The following is a 21,087-nucleotide window of genomic DNA, read 5'->3' as shown; positions in this document are numbered from 1 at the left end:
AGAGTATGTGTGGGATCGTAGGCGCAATCGCTGAACGCAACATCACCGCTGTGCTGGTTGAAGGCCTTAAGCGCCTGGAATACCGCGGCTATGACAGCGCTGGTGTAGCGCTGCTGACTGATCACAAAGGTCTCGACCGCCGCCGCCGAGTGGGTAAGGTCAGTGAACTGGAGCAGGCGCTGAGTGCCGAACCGCTGGCCGGTCGCCTGGGTATTGCCCATACCCGCTGGGCCACCCATGGCGCGCCAAGCGAGCGCAATGCCCACCCGCATTTCTCCGGTCACGAGCTGGCTGTGGTGCACAACGGCATTATCGAAAACCACGAAGAACTGCGCGCCGAGCTCAAGGGCCTGGGCTACGTGTTCAGCTCCGATACCGACACCGAAGTGATCGTGCATTTGCTCGATCACATCCTTAAAACAGAGGGCGATTTGACGGTGGCACTGAAAGCGGCCGTCAAGCAACTGCACGGTGCTTATGGCCTGGCCGTGATCAGCGCCAAACAGCCAGATCGCCTGCTTGCTGCGCGCAGCGGCAGCCCGCTGGTGATTGGCTTGGGCTTGGGTGAGAACTTCCTGGCGTCTGACCAGTTGGCCCTGCGTCAGGTCACCGACCGTTTTATGTACCTGGAAGAAGGCGATATCGCCGAGATCCAGCGCGACAGCGTGCAGGTCTGGGATGTCACCGGCCAGTCGGTCGTGCGTGAAAGCGTGCAGTACCACGAAGGTGCCGAGGCCGCCGAAAAAGGCGAGTACCGCCACTTTATGCTCAAGGAAATCTTCGAGCAGCCCAAAGTCGTGCAGCGCACCCTCGAAGGTCGCCTGGGGTCGGACCACGTTCTGATTCAGGCTTTTGGCCCACAGGCCGCTGAGCTTTTCGCCAAGGTGCGCAATGTACAGATCGTCGCCTGCGGCACCAGTTACCACGCCGGTATGGTGGCCCGTTATTGGCTGGAAGGCCTGGCGGGTATCCCCTGCCAGATCGAAGTAGCCAGCGAGTTCCGCTACCGCAAGGTGGTGGTACAACCGGACACCCTGTTTGTCAGCATCTCCCAATCCGGTGAAACCGCTGACACCTTGGCTGCCCTGCGTAACGCCAAGGAAAATGCACCGGAGAAGGGCGGCTATCTGGCTAGTTTGGCCATCTGCAACGTCGGCATCAGCTCGTTGGTGCGCGAATCTGACCTGACCCTGCTGACCCAGGCAGGCCCGGAAATTGGCGTGGCTTCAACCAAAGCCTTTACCACTCAGCTGGTGGCACTGATGCTGCTGACCCTGTCTCTCGGCCAGGTGCGCGGCACCTTGGATAAAGCCCTTGAAGCAGAGTTGGTCGATGAACTGCGTCGCTTGCCGGCGCGTTTGGTTGAAGCATTGGCCATGGACAGTGTGGTGGAGAAAGTCTCCGAGCTATTCGCAGACAAGCACCACAGCCTGTTCCTCGGTCGTGGCACGCAGTACCCGGTAGCGATGGAGGGTGCACTCAAGCTCAAGGAAATTTCCTACATCCACGCCGAGGCCTACCCAGCCGGTGAGCTAAAGCACGGGCCTTTAGCACTGGTGGACAGCAATATGCCGGTGGTCACCGTGGCACCCAACAACGAACTGCTGGAAAAGCTCAAATCCAACCTGCAGGAAGTGCGCGCCCGTGGCGGCGAGCTGCTGGTGTTTGCCGACGAGCAGGCCGGCATGCGCGATGGTGAAGGCACCCACGTGGTGAACATGCCGCATATCCACGATGCCCTTGCCCCGATCCTGTACACCATTCCGCTGCAACTGTTGTCGTACTACGTCGCCTTGCTCAAAGGCACCGACGTCGACCAGCCGCGCAATCTGGCCAAGAGCGTAACGGTTGAGTAAGCAGGAGCCAGCCTATGCGGCGTGATCTTAAGGAATAAAGTCTGTTCGAAATGAATAAAGTCTGTTCGAGCCAGAAATGGCTCGAACCCGTTTATCTCTCCTTTCTATGTTGTTGGCTTTCTTGGCGCGTCGCTGGCGCAGATTACCGGCCTGTTCGTACCGCTGACGGTGATGCTGCTGTGTTTCATCATGGGCCTGCAGAACGCGCTGATTACTAAGCTCTCCAGGGCGGAAATCCGTACCACCCATATCACCGGAATCATCACTGACATCGGTATCGAGCTAGGCAAGCTGTTCTATTGGAATCGCACGCGTGGCCCTGATATCGCTCGGGTGATGGCCGACCGCCAACGCCTGCGGGTGCTCAGCCTGTTGGCGCTGTACTTCTTCCTCGGTGGGGTGCTCGGCGCATTGGGTTTCAACCACCTGGGTTATATCGCCACCGTGCCGCTGGCCTTGCTGCTGGTGTTATTGGCCAGTGTGCCGGCGCTGGATGATCTGCTGCTGCTCACGCGGCGCGTATTGCGTCGATAAGCTTGGCCGGCTCCCCGCGGCTCAGTCTTCTGCCGGTCTGAACAGGTGCCGATGCTCGGCGTTGTACAGCGCCGAGTCGGCGAACTGTTCGGCGTGCAGCACGCGGCCGACGAGAATCAGCGCGGTGCGGCGAAAGCCCTTCGCGCGTACCTGTTCCTCAATGGTGGCGAGGGTGCCGCTGACCCAATCTTGATCAGGCCAGCTGGCGCGGTGCACGACGGCAATCGGGCAATCCGCGCCATAATGCGGCAGCAGCTCAGTGACGATTTTGCTCAGGTGCACCACGCCCAGGTGGATAGCCATGGTCGCGCCATGGCGGGCCAGATCGTGCAGATGCTCACCCGCCGGCATCTCCGACTTGCTCGCATAGCGGGTGAGAATCAGCGTTTGTGATACCTCGGGCAGGGTTAGTTCGCTTTCCAGCAAGGCAGCGCAGGCCGCGGTGGCCGTCACCCCGGGGATGATCTCGAAGGCAATGCCCAGCCGGCGCAGGTGGCGGATCTGCTCGCCAATCGCGCCATACAGCGAGGGGTCGCCGGAGTGCACGCGGGCCACATCCTGGCCTTTGCCGTGGGCCTGGCGGATCAGTTCGATGATTTCATCCAGGTGCAGCTCGGCGGTGTTGATCACCTGCTCAGCGCTATGGCCTTGTAGTACGGCCTCGGGCACCAGCGAGCCGGCATAGAGAATCACCGGGCAGCTGCGCAGCAGGCGCTGGCCCTTGACGGTGATCAGCTCGGGGTCGCCGGGGCCGGCGCCGATAAAGTAGACGGTCATGACAAATCCTTGGGCGCAATCGACGCCAGCGCACAGGTGGCGCTGGCGTTGCGGGTTTTTTCGCCGAGCAGACGCGCCGGTTGGCCGCCCAGCCGTTCAGCCAGGGTCAGGGCGCAGGGTTCGGCGACGGCGGGGCTGCCGGTGGCGGCCAGGGTGAGCGGCGAGCCTTGCACGAGGTGTTGATAGGGCTGCAGTTCTTCTGCGCTGAAGCAGTTCAGCTGCAGACCCAGGCGCTGAGCCAGTGCCAGCAGGCTCGGCTCGTCGCGTTTATGCGCGATGCTGGCCAATCCGGCCAGGTTATCCACAGTCAGGCCATACGCCTGCAGGCTGTGAATCAGCAATGTGGATAAATCTTCAACGCTGCAGCCGCTGCGGCAGCCAAGCCCGGCGACCACTTGAATGATGGCCGCGGGACGAGTATCGGCAGGGCTGGGCATCATCTAATAGCGCTCGGTGTGTGCGGCGGCGTAGCTCACCATGGCGGCCGGCAGTGGTCAACCGCGATTGACCGGCCGCCATGGCCTGCGTAGCCTTGTCGCGTTCGAGGTTCTTCGTGGGCATGCCCATGAAGCTAAGAGGGAACAGGGTGAATGCCCTGGCTGCCCCCGCAACTGTGAACGGTCCAAAGCCCTTCGATACACCACTGCCGTACGGCGGGAAGGTAGAAGGGTGGCGCAACGCGCAGACCGTGAGCCAGGAGACCTGCCTCGTCGCGTTTTCGACAACCGGGCGGGGTGATCCGGTGGTGTTGGCTGACAGCCCCGTGGCTGTCATGTCTGTGCCGCCTCCTGCTCGTCTTTCTATCGACGTCACGCAGGACTCGCCATGCAAACCCTCGCCAAACTTCCCGTCACCATCGTTACCGGCTTCCTCGGCGCCGGAAAAACCACCCTGTTGCGGCATATGCTCGGCCACGCCGACGGGCGGCGTATCGCGGTGATCGTCAACGAGTTCGGCGAGCTGGGCATCGACGGCGAAATCCTCAAGCAGTGCTCCATCGGCTGCAGCGAAGAAGAAGCCAACGGGCGCATCTTCGAACTGGCCAACGGTTGCCTGTGCTGCACCGTGCAGGAAGAGTTCTTCCCAGTGATGCGCGAGCTGGTGGCGCGGCGTGGCGAACTCGACCATATCCTTATCGAAACGTCGGGATTGGCGTTGCCCAAGCCGCTGGTGCAAGCCTTTAACTGGCCGGAAATCCGCAACGCCTGCACCGTCGATGCGGTGATCACCGTGGTCGACAGCCCTGCCGTGGCCGCCGGCACCTTCGCCGCCTTCCCCGATCAGGTCGATGCGCAGCGCAAGCTCGACCCTAATCTGGATCACGAATCGCCGCTGCACGAGCTGTTCGCCGACCAGCTGGCCAGCGCCGACCTGGTGATTCTCAACAAGGCCGACCTGCTCGATGCCGCCGCCCTGGCTGCGGTGCGCACTGAAGTGGCGGAAGAGCTGCCGCCGGCGGTGAAAATCATCGAAGCCCATGGCGGCGAGCTGCCGCTGGACGTGCTGCTGGGCCTGAACTGCGAGACCGAGCTGCATATCGAGGGCCGCAAGACCCACCATGACCTGGAAGGCCATGAAGACCACGATCACGACGAATTCGCCTCGTTCCACGTGGAACTGCCTGAGGCCGAGGAGGCCCGTCTGCTGCAAGCGCTGAAGGAGGCCGTCAGCAAACACGGCATCCTGCGCATTAAGGGCTTTGCGGCGATTCCCGGCAAACCGATGCGCCTGCTGCTGCAGGGCGTTGGTCAACGTTTCGACAAACACTTCGACCGCACCTGGCAGGCCGATGAGCCGCGCATCACCCGCCTGGTGGTGATTGGCCAGACCCTGGATCAGGCCGCTATCGAAGCCGAACTGCAAGCCGCGCTGGCCTAAATATGTGGGAGGGGCTTTAGCCGCGAGCCTTATAAGGCCTGTCGCGGCTAAAGCCCCTCCCACGGTGAATTGCCATGCATCTATTGCGCACCCAGCCCGGCAGCCAGCTGCCGGTCGATAGCATTGCCGATCTCGGCCAGACCCCGGCCGAGCTGGTGATTCTCTGCACCGGAGATTCGCACCTGTCGCTGCTGGCCGAAGCGGCGCGCCAGTTGCCGGCGGATTACCCCAGCCTGCGCCTGGCCAGCCCGGCGCAGCTGAGCAATCACGCCTCGGTGGACTTCTACGTCGAGCAGGTGCTGCAGCACGCCAAGGTGATTTTGATCTCGGTGCACGGCGGCGTCAGCTACTGGCGCTACGGCATCGAGCGCGTGGTCGAACTGGCCGAGCGCGGCGCGCGGGTGATTATGGTGCCGGGCGACGACAGCCCTGATCCCGAGCTGATGGGCCTCAGCAATGTCGATAGCGAGAGCGCCCACAGGCTCTGGCAGTTTCTGCGGCAGGGCGGCGCGGGCAATGCGTTGCAGCTATTTAACTGCATCGCCAGCGAGTGGCTACAGCGCGAGTATTCTTGGGTAGAACCACAGCCGCTGCCGCGCGTGGGCCTGTATCACCCGCAGTTGGCCAATCCAAGCCTGGCCGATTGGCAAGCCAGCTGGCAGGCCGATGCGCCGGTGGCGGCGCTGCTGTTCTACCGCACCCAGGTGCAGGCGGCGAATACCGGGTTTATCGATCAGTTTTGCCAGCGGCTGCAGGCCCAGGGGCTTAATCCACTGCCGATTGCCGTGGCCAGCCTCAAGGAGGCGGCCTGTCTGACCCAGGTCGAGGACTGGCTGGAGCAAGCCGATGCCCGCCTGATTATCAATACCACCGCCTTTGCCCTGTCTAACCCGGAAGCGCCAAGCGCGCGACCATTCCGCCGCGATATCCCGGTACTGCAGGCCATCTGCGCGCTGGATAACCACGAGCAGTGGCAAGCCAATGCCCAGGGCCTGGGTTCGCGTGACCTGGCCATGCATATCGTGCTGCCCGAGCTGGATGGCCGGCTGATTACCCAGCCGATCAGCTTCAAGGGCCTGGCCTGGCGCAGCGAGCGCAGCCAGAGCGATGTGGTCTGTTACCAGCCGCACCTGCCGGGCATGGATCTTGTCGCCGAGCTGGCGCGCAACTGGATGGCCCTGGCGCACAAAGCCAACGCCGATAAGCGTATCGCCCTGATCCTCGCCAACTACCCGACCCGCGACGGCCGTATCGGCAATGGCGTCGGTCTGGACACCCCGGCGGCGGCGCTAAATATTCTCAAGGCGCTGCAACAGCAGGGCTATCCGGTTGAAGGCTTGCCCGATAGCGGCACCGCGCTGATCCACCAGCTGCTTGGCGGCGTGACCAATGATCTGGACAGCCTCGACGCACGTCCCTGCGCCCAGAGCCTGGCGCTGGACGAGTACCTGGCGTTCTTTCACAGCCTGCCGGCAGCCAACCAGCAGGCGGTGCGCGAACGCTGGGGCGAACCGCAAAGCGACCCGATGTTCCGCGGCGGTCGGCTGATGATCGCCGGCCTGCGCTTTGGTTTTACCTTTGTCGGCATCCAGCCGGCACGCGGTTATCAGCTGGACGCGGCGGCGGTGTATCACGACCCCGATCTGGTGCCACCGCACGGCTATCTGGCGTTTTATTGCTGGATTCGTAGGGCATTTGCGGTGAACGCCGTCATTCACGTGGGCAAACACGGCAATCTGGAATGGCTGCCGGGCAAGAGCGTCGGCCTGTCCGCGCAGTGCTGGCCGAGCGCGATTCTCGGCCCGTTGCCGAATATTTACCCCTTTATCGTCAATGATCCGGGCGAGGGCGCGCAGGCCAAGCGCCGTACTCAGGCGGTGATTATCGACCACCTGATGCCGCCGCTGACCCGTGCCGAAATCTACGGCCCGCTGCGCGATCTGGAGCGCCTGGCCGACGAATACTACGAAGCCAGCCAGCTCGACCTGCGCCGCGCCGCCGAGCTGCGTGGCGAGATTCTGCTCAAGGTGCGCGAGGCCAGCCTCGACCGCGAGCTGGGCCTGCAACTCAATGAAGACCCCAACAGTTGGCTGCCGCAGCTGGATGCCTACTTGTGTGACTTGAAGGAATCGCAGATCCGCGATGGCCTGCACGTATTCGGCGAATCACCGGCCGGCACTCTGCGCCGCGACACCCTACTGGCGCTGCTGCGCATTCCCCGTGGCGACGGCCAGGGCGGCAACGCCAGCCTGCTGCGCGCCCTGGCTCGCGATCTGCAGCTGGGTTTCGATCCGCTCGACTGCGACATGGCTGCACCCTGGCAGGGACCGCGCCCGGCGCTGTTGCAGCGCCTGAGCATCGAGCCTTGGCGCAGCGCCGGTGATACCCGTGAACGCTTGGAACTACTGGCCTTGCAGCTGATTAGCGCGGCGGATTTTGAATCCGTTGGTGTGGAAAGTAGCCAGGTGCTGCAGCGTTTGCGTGAGCAGATCGCGCCGCTGCTGGATGCCTGCGGCGATGCAGAAATGCACGGTTTGCTCGCGGCGCTAAGCGGGCGCTTCGTGCCTGCCGGGCCGAGTGGCGCGCCGAGTCGCGGGCGGCTGGATGTGCTGCCCACCGGGCGCAATTTCTACAGCGTCGATGTGCGCAACCTGCCCACGCCGACCGCCTGGCGCATCGGCGTGCAGGCGGCGGATCGGCTGCTGGAGCGGCATCTGCAGGACCACGGCGACCACCTGCGTCAGCTTGGCCTGTCGATGTGGGGCACGGCGACCATGCGCACCGGCGGCGACGATATGACCCAGGCCCTGGCGCTGATGGGCGTGCGCCCGGTGTGGCAGGCCGGCAGTCAGCGCGTCGAGCGTTTCGAGGTGCTGCCACTGGCGCAACTCGGCCGCCCGCGCGTGGACGTGACCCTGCGCGTGTCCGGCTTCTTCCGCGATGCCTTTAGCAACCTGATCCGCCTGTTCGACGACGCGGTGCAGGCGGTGGTTGATCTCGATGAGCCGGAAGAGATGAATCCACTGTCGGCGCGGGTCTGGCGTGAGTCGCTGACTTTGCAGGACAGCGGCCTGGATGAACAGGAGGCACGCAAACAGGCCGGTTGGCGAGTATTTGGCTCTAAACCCGGCGCCTATGGCGCGGGCGTGCAGAACGCCATCGAAGAACGCCTGTGGCAAACCCGCGAGGACCTGGCCGAGGTCTATCTCAACTGGGGCGGCTACGCCTACGGCAGCCACAGCGAAGGCACTCCGGCGCGCGCGCAGTTCGCCGAGCGCCTGGAGCAGATGCAGGCGGTGCTGCACAACCAGGACAACCACGAACACGACATCCTCGACTCCAACGACTACTACCAGTTCCAGGGCGGCATGCTCGCGGCGGTGGAATGCCTGCGCGGGGCCAAGGTGGCGAGTTATCACGGCGACAACAGCCAGCCGGATACCCCGCGTATCCGCACCCTCAAGGAAGAACTCAATCGGGTGGTGCGCGCTCGCGCGGCCAACCCCAAGTGGATCGAGGGCATGAAGCGCCACGGCTACAAGGGTGCGTTCGAGCTGGCGGCAACTATCGACTACCTGTTCGCCTTTGACGCCACCAGTGAGCTGGTCGACGACCACCAGTATGCGCTGCTCACCGATGCCTATCTGCTCGACAAAAGCACCCGCGACTTTATCCAGCAGCACAACCCCGGCGCCCTGCAGGATATCCTCGAACGCCTGCTCGAAGCCCAGCAACGCGGCCTCTGGCAGAACCCTGGCGAGTACCGCGAAGCCCTGGAAAATCTGCTGATTGATAGCGAGGAGGGTGTGTGAAAGAAACACTGGCCCGAATACGAGTCTGGTGACGACGTCCGATTACCCGACGTGATCGGGTTCGTTCGGCCTGCATCGGTGTCATGGCTGGCATATGGATCGGTTTGCTGGCGTTCATTCTGTTTGACGGTGGGCCGGCGAACCTTACAGAGCTGGGCATCTGGGTTTTGTTTGGTGCAATAAACTGCGCCGGGTTGGCTGCCTTGTTTCCCCGGGTTCTCGGGATCGTCCTGTTTCCACTGAGCATATTTGGTATCGACAACTGAACATGGTGAACAACGGATCGGCTGTGGGAGGGGCTTTCGGCTCTGGCGTCCTGCTTCGCTCTACCTCCTGCATCCATGCAGTTGTAGCAGCGAGCTTGTCGCCGCTGAGCGCCTCCCACGGCAAATGCATGAGCCCGTAGCCCGGATGCCATCCGGGCTACGTTCTGGAAAATCTGCTGATTGATAGCGAAGAGTCGTAGGGTGGATGGCGCTTTATCCATCCACCAAAACACCGCCATGGTGGGCGAGAAAAGTGTCGTCCACCCTACGCAAACCAGATGGACTGCAACCATGACCGAACACCACTTCCCCCTCGCTGCCGTGGTCGCCGCCGATGACCTGAAACTGGCGCTATGCCTGGCGGCCATCGATCCGGCGATTGGCGGCGTGCTGATCGAAGGGCCGCGCGGTATGGCCAAGTCGACCCTGGCCCGTGGCCTGGCCGACCTGCTGGCCAGCGGCACCTTTGTCACCCTGCCGCTGGGCGCCAGCGAGGAGCGCATCGTCGGCACCCTCGATCTGGACGCCGCCCTGGGCGAGAGCCGCGCGCAGTTCAGCCCCGGCTTGCTGGCCAAGGCCAATGGCGGCGTGCTGTATGTCGATGAGGTCAATCTGCTCCCCGATCATCTGGTCGATCTGCTGCTGGATGCCGCCGCCAGTGGAGTCAACCATATCGAGCGCGACGGCATCTCCCATCGGCATGCCGCGCGCTTTGTGCTGATCGGCACCATGAATGGCGAGGAAGGCGAGCTGCGCCCGCAGCTGCTGGATCGCTTCGGTCTTAACCTGGCGCTGAATGCCCAGCCGCAACCGGCGCAGCGCGCCGAGATCGTTCGCCGCCGGCTGGCCTTCGATGCCGATCCGCAGGCCTTTCTTGAGCGCTGGCAAGCGCAGCAGGATGAACTGCGTGAACGCTGCCAGAGCGCCCGTGCGCGACTAGCGGCGATTCCCCTGGATGACGCCGCCCTGGAGCAGATTAGCCAGCGTTGCTTCGCCGCCGCCGTCGATGGCCTGCGTGCCGATCTGGTCTGGCTGCGCGCCGCCCGTGCGCATGCCGCCTGGCGCGGCGTCGAGCGGATTGAAGCGGAGGATATCGACGCGGTGGCAGACTTCGTCCTACGTCATCGTCGCCGGCATACCCCGCCGCCTGCCGCGCAGCCGCCACAACCCCAGTCGTACGTTCAGCCCAGCCACGATAAGCCCAGCGAGCAGCCGCAAGGCGAAGGTCAATGGGGCGAATTACCCGCCCAGGCACAGAGCGCAGGCGTACGGCGTGAACCGCCGCGCTGGGCAAAAAAGCCCTAGGCATCCGCCCGCGCACAGCCCCTGGCGCGGATGCCCGGGCCGCTCCCGGCCCACTCGGCAATGGTCGCAACGGCGCCATTCGCAGTGGCGCTGCGGGCCGTATCGACTGGCCGGCGAGCCTGCTTAAAGGCCGCCCGCGTACTCGACAGGATTTGCTGTTGCGTCCGCGCAGCGCCAAGCCGGCGGAACTCTGGCTGGTGATAGTCGATGCTTCGGCTTCGACCCGCCGCCATGGCGCGTTGAGCAAGGCCAAGGGGCTGCTTAGTGAAGTGTTCGAGCAGGCACGCCGCCAGCGCGCGCGCCTGGCCTTGCTGCATGCCACCGGCCGTCAGGCGCAATGGTTGTGGCAGGGGCAGAAAGCCTCCCGGGCCTTGCAAGATTGGCTCGCCGAGCTGGGCGCAGGCGGCGGCACGCCGTTGCTCGATGCGCTGCAGCAGGCTGCCGACTGGCAGGCGCGGCGGCAACGGCTGCACCCGGCCGAGCGTCAGCGTTTACTGATCATCACCGATGGCCGCCTGCGCGACTGGCCGGCGTTAAGCCCGAGCGCCTGCCCGGCGCTGCTGATGGATATCGAAAGCGCGCCGATCCGCCTCGGCCGCGCGCGCCAATTGGCCACCGAGCTGGGTGCCGACTACCGACATATCGATTCACTGCCGCTGTTAGCCGGCAGCCTGGAGACAAGCTTATGAAAACCCTGTTGATAATCGGCATCGGCGCCGGCGACCCGGACTACCTGACCGTGCAGGCGATCAACGCGCTCAATCGCACGGACCTGTTCTTTCTGATGGACAAGGGCAGCGCCAAAGACAGCCTGATCGGCCTGCGCAAGACCATCTGCGAGCGCTTTATCCAGGGCCGCGACTACCGCTTTGTCAGCGCCGACTGCCCGGAGCGGGTGCGCGATGTGCCGGACTATCGCGGCAGCGTGGTCGATCTGAATCAGGACAAGCAGCAGGTGTTCGAGGGCATGATTCGCGAGCAACTGCGCGACGGCGAAACCGGTGCCTTTCTGGTCTGGGGCGACCCGGCGCTGTACGACAGCACCCTGCGCATCGTCGAACAGATTGTGGCCAACAGCAGCGAGCAGATCGAGTACGAAGTCATCCCCGGTATTACCAGCCTGCAAGCATTGGCAGCCAAGCATAAGGTTTGCTTTAACAGCATCGGCCAAGCCTTCCAAATCACCCCGGCACGGCGCCTGGCCGAAGGCGGCTTTCCCGAGGGCGTGGACAGCGTGCTGGTGATGCTCGACGCCCAGGACACCTACCAACGCTTTGTCGGCCAGCCCATGTACATCTACTGGGGCGCTTATATCGGCACCCCGGACGAAGTGCTGATCGCTGGGCCGCTTAGTGAAGTCGCGGAGACTATCCGCACCCGCCGCGCTGAGCTGCGCGAACAGCATGGGTGGATTATGGATAGTTATTTACTGCGCAAGAACGCTTCGTAGGGTGGATGACGCTTTATCCATCCACCATCGGTCGGCATGACCTAAGGTGGACAAACAAAGCATTGTCCACAATAGCTAGGGAAACCCTGAAGAAGACTTCCTGAATTTGGCAAAATACCTGAACTCCACCCGCCGAGTTTTCCGATGAAGCAGATGACCTTCGCCGACGCCGAGTACGCCGGCAAGCGCAAGCAAACCCGCAAAGAGCTGTTCCTGATCGAGATGGATCAGGTTGTGCCGTGGAAGGGTTTGATTGCCTTGATCGAACCGCATTACCCCAAGGGTGAAGGCGGACGTCCAGCCTATCCGCTGATGGCGATGTTACGGGTTCATTTGATGCAGAACTGGTTCGGCTACAGCGACCCGGCGATGGAGGAGTCTCTGTACGAGACCACCATCCTGCGCCAGTTTGCGGGTCTGAGCCTGGAGCGCATTCCCGACGAAACCACCATCCTCAACTTCCGCCGATTGCTGGAGAAACACGAACTGGCTGCGGGCATCTTGGCCGTCATCAATGGCTATTTGGGTGACCGCGGTTTGTCATTGCGCCAAGGCACCATCGTCGATGCCACGCTGATCAATGCGCCGAGTTCGACCAAGAACAAGGACGGTAAGCGTGACCCGGAAATGCACCAGACCAAGAAGGGAAACCAGTATTACTTCGGCATGAAGGCGCACATCGGCGTCGATGACGAGTCGGGTTTAGTGCATAGCGTGGTCGGCACGGCAGCCAATGTTGCAGACGTTACTCAGGTCGACAAGCTGCTACACGGCAAAGAAAACATGGTGGGTGCCGACGCGGGTTACACCGGCGTAGAGAAGCGGCCAGAACATGAAGGCCGTGAAGTGATCTGGCAGATCGCAGCCCGCCGCAGTACGTACAACACGTTGAGTAAGCGCAGCGCGCTGTACAAAGCCAAGCGCAAGATCGAGAAGGCCAAGGCGCAAGTTCGCGCCAAGGTCGAGCACCCGTTCCGGGTGATCAAGCGTCAGTTCGGTTATGTGAAGACGCGTTTCCGTGGCCTGGCCAAAAACACCGCACAACTGGTAACGCTGTTCGCCCTGTCGAACCTGTGGATGGCCCGTCGACATTTGCTGACGAATGCAGGAGAGGTGCGCCTGTAATGTGGGAAATGACCGCTGCGAGGTGCTCGCGGCGGCCAGAAACACCGAAATGAGCGGATGACTTGATCGTTTTTGATCAGTTTTCCGCTTTCAAAATCAGCGGAGGCTGAAGTTGACCGGAAATACAGGGCTACTTCAGACCATCCCTAGAGCGAACGATTAGCGCAAAAAATAAATTCATTCATTTTTCCCTTCACCAAATCTCTATTTCTTCTCCATAAACCGTACATAGACACCCTGCAAGCGACTAAGTAATCTGCGCCGCATTCATTCGTGCTGTGTTGTCTTTTTCATCCAAGGCGCACGCATTTGCAGGGAACGCTATCGGCATAAAGGGTGAGAGGTTTTTTCGCCCAGGTTTTGTAGTCCCGCCATCGTCAGTTTTCAAGGAAGAACCATGACCCACAAACAAAAGATGCTCAGCCTGGGCATCCTAGCGACCACGCTGCCGTTTCTGCTGGTTGGTATGTACGGGCTGATCTCCGGGCGCTATTTCATTCCGTCAAAAAATAGTGTCGATGTCATGGGCGGAGATGCCGCGTTGCTGTTATCGGCACTCACCCTACTGATGGCGGTTGTGCTTGCGACGCCGGAAATTATTAAAATCAGAGGCGTCGATATTCGACGTTTTAAGGTTTTCTACCTGGCCATTCAATACGGGGTTATCGCGGCCTTTACTGTTGTGTTGGTTATATCTCAAACGACGAATTGGCTGCATGATCCAGTCGATGCGAGCTTTATCAAACGTTTCCAAGACATCAACCGCAGCGGCGATGATAGCGCCGCTAGCGCAGCATTCGACCCTGAATTGCAGTTGCTGGTGGTCGGCCGGGAAAGCGGTCGGGTGGAGTTGTGGAATACCCACAACCCCGACACTCGCTTTGTGCACGACGCCCACGCTGCACGTGCCGAGTTTATTGCCTTTGGCCGAGAAGACGGCATCGTGCTGACCGGCTCAGGGTTTGATAGCTCACACGTTCAACCTGACAGCGGTTCACGCGTTTGGGACGCCGCCACCGGCAAGTTGCTGGTTACGCTCACGGGAATGTGGGCGCCTGGCCCGATGGTCGCCAGCCCGGTTAAAAGCCTTTATGTGATTGGCGATAGCGATTCGCTGCGGCTCTACGACCATCGCCAACGCAAGCTGGTGGGCGATATCTACAAGCTGGAAAACAGCGCTCAGGTCACGGCTGTCACTAGTGATGCGGAGTCTGGCTTGATTGCGGTGGGAAGTTCCAACGGAGAGCTGCTGTTACTGACGCTGGACGCCGCTGGTGATCAACCTCGCCTAAAGCTGGTGCGCCAGATTGCCCCTTATGAAAAGCAAGTACGCTTGGATGTGTTGGCCTTGAAGTTTCTTGATGAGGGTCGGCGTCTAGTGTCGGTTGGCTGGTTGCCCGAGGAGCTGCGTAAGGACTCGCAAGCCGAAATAAGTGAATGGGAGACCGGTACCTTAAAGCGTCAACGCACTTATCCATTCTCCCTGCAAACCGTCAATTGGGCCGCAGCGGTGCCTGATGAGCCTTGGTTGATTCTGGCCGGGCTTGAATCCAGCCGCGGGAAGATCGAGCTGGTGAATTTACAGACGGGCATCGCGTGGCGCTACAAGGCCAATACCAGCCACCCACGCGCCGTCCTACTGCCGCAGGTGCGTGCTGGGCTGATCCTGCAAAGCGGTCGTGCCACGCAGATCAATTACCTGGATGCGCAGTAAACGGCCGCTTACGATTCGCAGCTCGTAGGATGGGTTAAGCGAGAGAGCCGAAGCCGCGCAGGCTTTGGCTTTTGTGGTTATTGGCAGTCAAAACCGTGCTGGTTGCGGTAGTACTCCACTTGCTCAGGCGGCATTTCTTCAAACAGTGCGCAAACGGTGAAGCTGCCTACCTGGCGGCCGTTTTTCAGGTAGCCCCAGTCGGTGATCTGCTCGCGGGTAAAGCGCAGTTGCTGGCCCCAGGTCACGCTTTTGACGACGCGTGGCTCGTTGGCCACGGTGCCGATAAAACCCTGCTCAAGTGCGCGGAAGGGCGTGATCCAGAAGGTTTCTATGCCGTTGCTGTCTTCGGCCATGACCTGAACCTTAAAGTCACGGGTATTGGCCGGCGGTTTGGCGGCCAGTGCCAGGAACTCGGTCAGGCCTGCCTGGGCCTGGCGCACGGCAGCTGAGACGGCAGGGTCCTGGCGGTCAGCGGTGACCACTTCATTGGTGTCGCGCGCGCTGGCGTGGAATGTGGCCAGGCCCAGTGCGAGCAGAGGAGCAATAAGGAAGGGGCGCATGCTGATTCCTTTCGTTAGTAGCTTGCCTGCTGTTCTGTGGCTTCCAGTTCTACGTCCGGACATTGGGCGGTTTCATCGATCATTTGTCGCTTGCCCCAATTTTCCAGGCGGGTGTACCAAGGTAAACCGCTGTCATCCAGTCGCTCCTTGGCCTCTTCACTGCCGTTGCTGGCGGCCAGTTCCAGCCACAGTTGCTGCTGGTCGCGATTGACGTCTACGCCAGTGCCGGTGCTGTAGGCCTCGCTCAGGCTGAATTGTGCGGGGGCATGGTTGTTCTGTGCGGCTTTGCAGATCCAGTAAAGCGCTTTGCTGTCGTCGCTGCTGAAGTGCACGGCGCGCTCATCGCCCTCGGCGGCAAACTCCACACCGCTGTCACGGCTCCAGTACAGCTCACCCAGCAGGTATTGGCTTTGGATGTCACCCTGGTTGGCCGCTTGTTCAAACCAGTGCATGGCTTGGTAGCGCTCATCCTGATCACCGGGGTTGTCCAGATAGTCGATGCCCAGTTCAACCTGAGCCAGCACCAACCCTTGTTCGGCTGCCTGATTTAGCCAGCGTTTGCGCTCGGAGTCGTCGCCCGGCAGGAGTTTGTCGCGGTAGAGCATGGCAATTTCAAATGCCGCGCGGGTAACCCCTTGCCCAGCGGCTTTGGCGTACCAGCGTTCACTCTCGGAGTAATCCTGCTGGGTGTAAAACTGGTAGCCCATATTGAACTGGGCGCAGGCATCGCCGTCATTAGCCCGCTGCAGGTGATCCAGTATGTTGTCATCGTCCGACTGATCAATTGTCACCGGGCAGTGCTTGATCGCCGCCTGACTGGTGAGTGTGCAGAGCAACAGAGCGTTGGCGAACAGCGTGGCGGTGAGCCTGAGGGTGGGTAGCATGCCAATCATCCTTGATGAGGTAACCCGAGCCTGATGCGTCCGGGGCAGATAAACAGTGATGGTTACCTTAGTGACTCATCGTCAAACAAGACAAGTTATGCCTGGCCGGGCTGTCGATTAATCGTCTTTTTGCAGGACTGCCGAGGCAGTGGTACCGGCCTATATCTGTGGATAACTTCTCGGCGTATACACCCACTCGCCACCCTCGGTACGCGGGAAGCGGCAGGTTTGGCTGGAGCCGATGATGACCAGAGTGCGCATATCGACCATCTCTGGCGTCAGCTCGCCGAGGGTGAGAGTACGCAGGGTTTCGCCGGGGCGGCCGATATCGCGGCCGAGTACCACCAGGGTGTCCGGGGTGCGTTGCTGGCGGATGATTTCCAGGGCAGCGCCGAGCTGCCAGGGGCGGGCTTTGGATATGGGGTTGTAGAAGGCCATCACCAGGTCGGCGGCGGCGGCGTGGGCCAGGCGCTTTTCGATAATCGCCCAGGGCTTGAGGTTGTCCGACAGGGAGATCAGGCAGAAGTCGTGGCCCAGCGGCGCGCCGGCCTTGGCGGCGGTGGCCAGCGCAGCGGAAACGCCGGGGAATACCTGCAAGTCGACGCGCTGCCATTCGGCGTTGGTGGATTCGTGCAGGGCTTCCAGCACGGCGGCGGCCATGGCAAACACGCCGGGGTCGCCGGAGGACACCACCACTACGCGCCGACCGCTGGCGGCCAGCGCAAAGGCATGGCGGGCGCGCTGCATTTCCTCGCGGTTATCGGTGCAGTGGCGCACCTGCTCCGGGCGCAGCGGGCCGGCCATATTGATATAGGTTTCGTAGCCGAGCAGGTCCTGGGCTTCATCCAGCGCCTGACGCGCGGCGGGCACCATAAATTCGGCGGCACCGGGGCCGAGGCCGATTACGGTCAGGCGGCCACGGGGGCGGCCGAGTTGCGTCGCGTCGATGGGCGCTGCGGCCAGCAGCAGGCGCAGATTGGTGTGCTGGCTATGCAGCGGCGGTAATTGCGTTGCGTCGTCGATAAAGCGCAGTGGCAGGTTGAGCTGTGCGGCGGCGCTGTGCAGTTCCGCGTTGGCCATCAGCTCTGGCGCGGCCAGCAGGCAGGCCAGGCTCTGCGGAGCCAGGCTGCTGCTCTGTAGCGCCTGCTGCAGTTCGCTCAGCAATTCAGGGCTGGCGTGTTCGACCCATACGGCCACCTGTTGCGGATGAATCAGCAGTTTATCGGCGCTGGCTTCACTGAGGTGCGGGCTGATCCGGATCACCCGCTCGGCGCTGCTATCCACCGGCAGCTTGGCCTGGGCCAGCCAGGGCGCGTCGCCTTCGATGCGCACGGCCTGGCCGCCGAGCAGATCGCTGACAAAGCCTTTGCCTTGCTCAAGATCGGCCAGCACATAGCCGGCCGGCGGCTCCAGCAGGCAGGTGCCGAAGCGCAGCTCGCCGCTGGTGGTGATCGCCGCGTTGACCTCAAGGTGTGCGGCAAGCTCCCGTGCCATACGGTTAACCCCACCCAGCCCACCGAGCAGCGGCACCACGGCGCTGCCGTCTTCGGCCACGGCCAGCACCGGCGGTTCGCGGTCTTTCTCGCCGAGTACGGCGGCCAGGCTGCGAATCACGATGCCGGCGGCGCACAGCACGATCAGCGGCGTACCGGCGCGATAGAGCGCGCGCAGGGTGTCGCCGAAGTCTGCATAAGTGCGCTCAACGTCCGCCACCCGGCTGTGCAGACCGTGAATTTCGGCCTGGGGATACAGCGCCTGGATACGTCGTGCGCAAGGCAAGGCGGAGGGGCCGAGGATGATGATGGCGGCGGTCATAAGTTGTTCCGTGATTGGCGTAGGAGCGGCCTTGGCCGCGATCAGTCCCGTAGCCCGGATGTAATCCGGGGTACCGCGATTCTTGGGTGTGTGGGTAGGGTGGATGACGCTTTTTTCATCCACCAATCGCGGTTGGTGGATGGGTGAAGCGTCATCCACCCTACGACCGTTTCAACCGCGCCATTTCTCGCCGGGAATGACGATCATCGAGAAGTACGGCGAGGACATCGGTTCCACCTCGTCCAGCGGCACGATGCGCTGGTTGCCCATGGTCGCGCGTTCGACGTAATGGGCGCGGTGGTCGATGCCCAGCTCCTGCAGCACACGGCGGACTTTCTCGAAGTTGCGCCCGAGCTTCATCACCACGGCGGCCTCTGCATCTTTCAAGCGCTGCTTAAGTTCATCTTCGGGCAGTACGCCGGAGAGCACGCTCAAGCTCTGGTTGCGGTACACCAGCGGGGTGCCGAGCACCGAGGCGCAGCCGAGCATGGAGCACACGCCGGGCACCACTTCCACCTGGTACTGCGCGGCCAGGCGGTCGTGCAGGTACATATAGGAGCCGTAGAAGAACGGGTCGCCTTCGCAGATCACCGCTACGTCCTGGCCGGCGTCGAGCCGGGCGGCGATCTGCACCGCGCAGGTGTCGTAGAAGTCGCTGATCACATCTTCATAGCTCAGCGGCGCGGCGAGCTTTTCTGTGGTCACCGGGTAGACCAGCGGCAGGCGCTGCTGCGTGTCGGTCAGGTGCTGTTCGATAATGCCGAAGGCGTTGCCGCCCTGGCCCTTGTTGGCTTTGGCCTTGGCCACAAAGTAGCCGACTACATCGGCCGATTGCAGCAGGCGCAGGGCCTTGAGGGTGATCAGCTCCGGGTCGCCGGGGCCGACGCCGATGCCGAGCAGACGGCCTCTTTGCACAGTCATCACTCCACCTCCGTGGCCAGGGCGTTGACCGCCGCCACCGCCATGGCGCTGCCGCCGCGACGGCCGCGCACTATTACATAGGGCACGCCACGGCTGTCGGCGGCGAGGGCGTCCTTGGATTCCGCCGCGCCGATAAAGCCCACTGGCATGCCGATAATCAGCGCCGGTTTCGGCGCGCCGGCATCGAGCATTTCCAGCAGGTAGAACAGCGCGGTGGGGGCGTTGCCGATCACCACCACGCTGCCTTCCAGGTGCTCGCGCCAATGTTCCAATGCGACTGCCGAACGGGTATTACCCAGTGCGCGGGCCTGCTCGATCACGCCGTCGTTATGCAGGGTGCAGATCACCGGGTTGTTGGCGGCCAGGCGCGGGCGGGTGATGCCTTCGGCGACCATCCGTGCATCGCAGAGAATTGCCGCGCCCTTGGCCAGGGCGGCGCGGCCGGCAGCACCGGCCCCGGGGGAGAAGCGCAGATCCTGCACCACATCGACCATGCCGCAGGCGTGGATAACCCGCACGGCGAGCTTTTCCAGATCGGCCGGAATGCTGCTGAGATCGGCCTCGGCACGGATGGTGGCGAAGGACTGACGGTAGATTTCCTGGCCGTCGCGGATGTACTCAAGCATCGCTGTTTCCCGTTGCGCAGTGGGCGGCGAACCAGTCGCCGGCCTCGTCGATTGTTATGGCGCTGGCCAGCAGTTGGCCGAAACCGGCCGCCTCGGGCGTGCGTTGATAAAGCTGGTAATGCCCGGCGCTGCTGGCCAGCAGGGTAAAGGGCGCGGTATGCGCGGCGGCGCAGGAACGCGGGCAGGCGCTGAGATGCACCTGTGGCCGCGCCGTGCTGGTGCGCAGGCGTTCGGCCAGGCGTAGGGCATCGGCCTTGCTGTCGGCCAGGCCCTTGCCGCAGGCGGCTGAGCCGGTGCAGGCGATCAGATTGCTAAGCGGTTCCTGCGCATCGATCAGCAGGCCCAGTGCGCCCAGCTTGTGCAGCAGCTTGTCTGCCGATGGCTTGGGGATATTCGGCAGCAACAGGCCCTGCCAGGGCGTCAGGCGCAGGCTGGCATCGCCACGGTGCTCGGCCAGTTCGGCCAGGGCTTTGAGTTGCGCGGCGTCGATCCGGCCCAGACGCGCGGCGGCGGCGACCATGCACAGGCCGGCCTGCTGCTGTGGATAAATGCCAATGGGTGCGCGTTGGCTGACTGGTTTGCGTTGCCAGTCGGTCGGCGGCGCTTGCACGGCAAAGGGCAGGCACCTTTGCAGCTGTTGCAGCAGCTCGCTGGCGGGAATCACGTTTAGCAGCTGGCGCATCCGGCTATGTGCGTTGCCGGCCAGCTGGAGAAACAGCATCAGCAGTTGTTCCACCAGCTGCACGGCTTGCTTCGCGTCGATTACGCCCAGCGGCTGCTCATCCGGGCAACCGGCCAGGCCAAAGGCCAGTCGCGCCGGCGTGCCGGGCAGGGCACTAAGCCAGATATCGTGGGGATGTTCGTGCATGGCCAGGGCTTCGCCGCCGTCCAGCTGCAGGGCGAACTTGGCTGACAGCCGATGCAGTTCCGGGGTGTTTTGCAGCAGGTCGAGCAGCGCGGTGGCCAGCGGGCGGGTATCGAACAGGGCGTGCGGATCGATGCCGGCGGCGGGGCTCAGCAGCAGGTTGCGCACATCGTCGGCAGCCGGGTTGCTCGGGCCGAGGCCGGCGGCCAGTAGGTGTTCAATCAGCTCGGCCTGCTGGCCGGCCAATACACCACGAATCTGCAGATTGCTGCGGTTGGTCAGCTCCAGCACGCCACTGGCGCAGCGCTCGGTGGCCTCGGCGATGGCCCGTGCCTGGTCGCTGCTCAGCACGCCACCGGCCAGCTTGACCCGACAGATGCCACCGTCCAGCGCCTGAACGATACGCAGCAGGCCGGGGCACGCGCTGGGGCGTGAGAGGGGCGAGTCGACGATGCTTGGACGGTCGCGCAACAAGTTCACCAGCAACAACGAACCTGTCTACGATCTGCTGCGCGTCGGCCCTACTGCGTTAAAACCAGGCTCGGAATGCTCATGTACAGCTCGTACACTCCGCTTCCTCGCCTGTTTTTGCCTTGTAGGGCTCTAGCTCGCTAGATCGAAAACAGGTTCTACGACGCGGCGACCGAACCAGCGAAATCCACCCACGGGGGGATTTCATGGCATCGGTACACCCCGCCC

At 62.6% G+C, this 21,087-nt stretch carries 16 protein-coding genes, 1 pseudogene and 1 riboswitch; of the genes and pseudogenes, 9 read left to right on the top strand and 8 right to left on the bottom strand.

The genetic code is table 11. The features are described from left to right. The first annotated feature begins 5 nt into the window (after positions 1-5). Both glmS and BLW24_RS07435 read left to right on the top strand, forming a co-directional pair. The gene (glmS, locus tag BLW24_RS07440; protein ID WP_090378639.1) at positions 6-1,856 is read left to right on the top strand and encodes a glutamine--fructose-6-phosphate transaminase (isomerizing); all 1,851 of its coding nucleotides are present in this window, start codon (positions 6-8) and stop codon (positions 1,854-1,856) included. A gap of 114 nt (positions 1,857-1,970) precedes the next feature. Continuing rightward, a pseudogene (locus BLW24_RS07435) lies at positions 1,971-2,363 on the top strand (DUF1275 family protein); the annotation flags it as partial. A gap of 48 nt (positions 2,364-2,411) precedes the next feature. Here the strand turns inward: BLW24_RS07435 and cobM are convergent. Continuing rightward, entirely contained in the window at positions 2,412-3,167 is a 756-nt protein-coding gene (gene cobM, locus BLW24_RS07430; protein ID WP_090378633.1) for a precorrin-4 C(11)-methyltransferase, read from the bottom strand. Next, on the bottom strand, positions 3,164-3,604 hold the full coding sequence (locus tag BLW24_RS07425) for a cobalamin biosynthesis protein (RefSeq protein WP_338062053.1): 441 nt from the start codon (positions 3,602-3,604) through the stop codon (positions 3,164-3,166). The genes cobM and BLW24_RS07425 overlap by 4 nt, the downstream gene beginning before the upstream one ends. A gap of 90 nt (positions 3,605-3,694) precedes the next feature. After that, positions 3,695-3,890: riboswitch (cobalamin riboswitch) on the top strand. 102 nt (positions 3,891-3,992) lie between these two features. Between BLW24_RS07425 and cobW the strand changes: the two genes are divergently transcribed. The 7 genes from cobW (at position 3,993) to BLW24_RS07385 (ending at position 14,717) form a co-directional block, all read left to right on the top strand. After that, entirely contained in the window at positions 3,993-5,045 is a 1,053-nt protein-coding gene (gene cobW, locus BLW24_RS07420) for a cobalamin biosynthesis protein CobW (RefSeq protein ID WP_090378629.1), read from the top strand. 74 nt (positions 5,046-5,119) lie between these two features. Next, complete coding sequence (gene cobN / locus BLW24_RS07415; RefSeq protein ID WP_090378626.1) at positions 5,120-8,857, top strand: cobaltochelatase subunit CobN; 3,738 nt, start codon at positions 5,120-5,122, stop codon at positions 8,855-8,857. 557 nt (positions 8,858-9,414) lie between these two features. Beyond that, a complete protein-coding gene (locus BLW24_RS07405) occupies positions 9,415-10,428 on the top strand; it encodes a magnesium chelatase ATPase subunit I (protein ID WP_090378620.1) in 1,014 nt (337 codons plus the stop codon). Further along, a complete protein-coding gene (locus tag BLW24_RS07400; RefSeq protein WP_420875034.1) occupies positions 10,410-11,117 on the top strand; it encodes a vWA domain-containing protein in 708 nt (235 codons plus the stop codon). The genes BLW24_RS07405 and BLW24_RS07400 overlap by 19 nt, the downstream gene beginning before the upstream one ends. After that, on the top strand, positions 11,114-11,878 hold the full coding sequence (cobF, locus tag BLW24_RS07395) for a precorrin-6A synthase (deacetylating) (protein ID WP_090378613.1): 765 nt from the start codon (positions 11,114-11,116) through the stop codon (positions 11,876-11,878). Before BLW24_RS07400 ends, cobF begins: the two co-directional genes overlap by 4 nt. Before the next feature lie 144 nt (positions 11,879-12,022). Beyond that, positions 12,023-13,003: an IS5 family transposase gene (locus BLW24_RS07390; protein WP_090378610.1), complete on the top strand. Its 981-nt coding sequence runs from the start codon at positions 12,023-12,025 to the stop codon at positions 13,001-13,003. Positions 13,004-13,400: 397 nt separating this feature from the next. Further along, entirely contained in the window at positions 13,401-14,717 is a 1,317-nt protein-coding gene (locus BLW24_RS07385; protein ID WP_090378607.1) for a WD40 repeat domain-containing protein, read from the top strand. 77 nt (positions 14,718-14,794) lie between these two features. Here the strand turns inward: BLW24_RS07385 and BLW24_RS07380 are convergent, their stop codons facing one another. The 6 genes from BLW24_RS07380 to cobG all read right to left on the bottom strand — a co-directional run bounded on the left by BLW24_RS07380 (position 14,795) and on the right by cobG (position 20,859). After that, the gene (locus BLW24_RS07380; RefSeq protein WP_167360342.1) at positions 14,795-15,277 is read right to left on the bottom strand and encodes a YegJ family protein; all 483 of its coding nucleotides are present in this window, start codon (positions 15,275-15,277) and stop codon (positions 14,795-14,797) included. A 14-nt stretch (positions 15,278-15,291) separates the two neighbouring features. Then, the gene (locus BLW24_RS07375; protein ID WP_167360341.1) at positions 15,292-16,161 is read right to left on the bottom strand and encodes a tetratricopeptide repeat protein; all 870 of its coding nucleotides are present in this window, start codon (positions 16,159-16,161) and stop codon (positions 15,292-15,294) included. A gap of 159 nt (positions 16,162-16,320) precedes the next feature. Then, a complete protein-coding gene (cobJ, locus tag BLW24_RS07370; protein WP_090378597.1) occupies positions 16,321-17,976 on the bottom strand; it encodes a precorrin-3B C(17)-methyltransferase in 1,656 nt (551 codons plus the stop codon). A gap of 171 nt (positions 17,977-18,147) precedes the next feature. After that, complete coding sequence (locus BLW24_RS07365) at positions 18,148-18,900, bottom strand: precorrin-2 C(20)-methyltransferase (RefSeq protein WP_090378595.1); 753 nt, start codon at positions 18,898-18,900, stop codon at positions 18,148-18,150. Then, positions 18,897-19,523 carry a precorrin-8X methylmutase gene (locus BLW24_RS07360; RefSeq protein WP_090378592.1) on the bottom strand — a complete coding sequence of 209 codons (627 nt, stop codon included), beginning with the start codon at positions 19,521-19,523 and terminating at the stop codon, positions 18,897-18,899. The genes BLW24_RS07365 and BLW24_RS07360 overlap by 4 nt, the downstream gene beginning before the upstream one ends. Beyond that, positions 19,516-20,859, bottom strand: coding sequence for a precorrin-3B synthase (gene cobG, locus BLW24_RS07355; RefSeq protein ID WP_420875033.1), 1,344 nt, complete (start codon positions 20,857-20,859; stop codon positions 19,516-19,518). The genes BLW24_RS07360 and cobG overlap by 8 nt, the downstream gene beginning before the upstream one ends. Positions 20,860-21,087 lie beyond the last annotated feature (228 nt).

This window comes from Pseudomonas anguilliseptica (genome assembly GCF_900105355.1).
In the GTDB taxonomy this organism is placed as follows: domain Bacteria; phylum Pseudomonadota; class Gammaproteobacteria; order Pseudomonadales; family Pseudomonadaceae; genus Aquipseudomonas; species Aquipseudomonas anguilliseptica.
This window is presented reverse-complemented; position numbering and strand designations above follow the sequence as displayed.

Coding starts and splice junctions, on each gene's coding strand:
- BLW24_RS07375 (WP_167360341.1), bottom strand. CDS start 16,161: ATGCTACCCACCCTCAGGCTCACCGCCACGCTGTTCGCCAACGCTCTG.
- BLW24_RS07360 (WP_090378592.1), bottom strand. CDS start 19,523: ATGCTTGAGTACATCCGCGACGGCCAGGAAATCTACCGTCAGTCCTTC.
- BLW24_RS07425 (WP_338062053.1), bottom strand. CDS start 3,604: ATGCCCAGCCCTGCCGATACTCGTCCCGCGGCCATCATTCAAGTGGTC.
- BLW24_RS07405 (WP_090378620.1), top strand. CDS start 9,415: ATGACCGAACACCACTTCCCCCTCGCTGCCGTGGTCGCCGCCGATGAC.
- BLW24_RS07385 (WP_090378607.1), top strand. CDS start 13,401: ATGACCCACAAACAAAAGATGCTCAGCCTGGGCATCCTAGCGACCACG.
- BLW24_RS07380 (WP_167360342.1), bottom strand. CDS start 15,277: ATGCGCCCCTTCCTTATTGCTCCTCTGCTCGCACTGGGCCTGGCCACA.
- cobM (WP_090378633.1), bottom strand. CDS start 3,167: ATGACCGTCTACTTTATCGGCGCCGGCCCCGGCGACCCCGAGCTGATC.
- cobF (WP_090378613.1), top strand. CDS start 11,114: ATGAAAACCCTGTTGATAATCGGCATCGGCGCCGGCGACCCGGACTAC.
- cobJ (WP_090378597.1), bottom strand. CDS start 17,976: ATGACCGCCGCCATCATCATCCTCGGCCCCTCCGCCTTGCCTTGCGCA.
- glmS (WP_090378639.1), top strand. CDS start 6: ATGTGTGGGATCGTAGGCGCAATCGCTGAACGCAACATCACCGCTGTG.
- BLW24_RS07390 (WP_090378610.1), top strand. CDS start 12,023: ATGAAGCAGATGACCTTCGCCGACGCCGAGTACGCCGGCAAGCGCAAG.
- cobN (WP_090378626.1), top strand. CDS start 5,120: ATGCATCTATTGCGCACCCAGCCCGGCAGCCAGCTGCCGGTCGATAGC.
- cobW (WP_090378629.1), top strand. CDS start 3,993: ATGCAAACCCTCGCCAAACTTCCCGTCACCATCGTTACCGGCTTCCTC.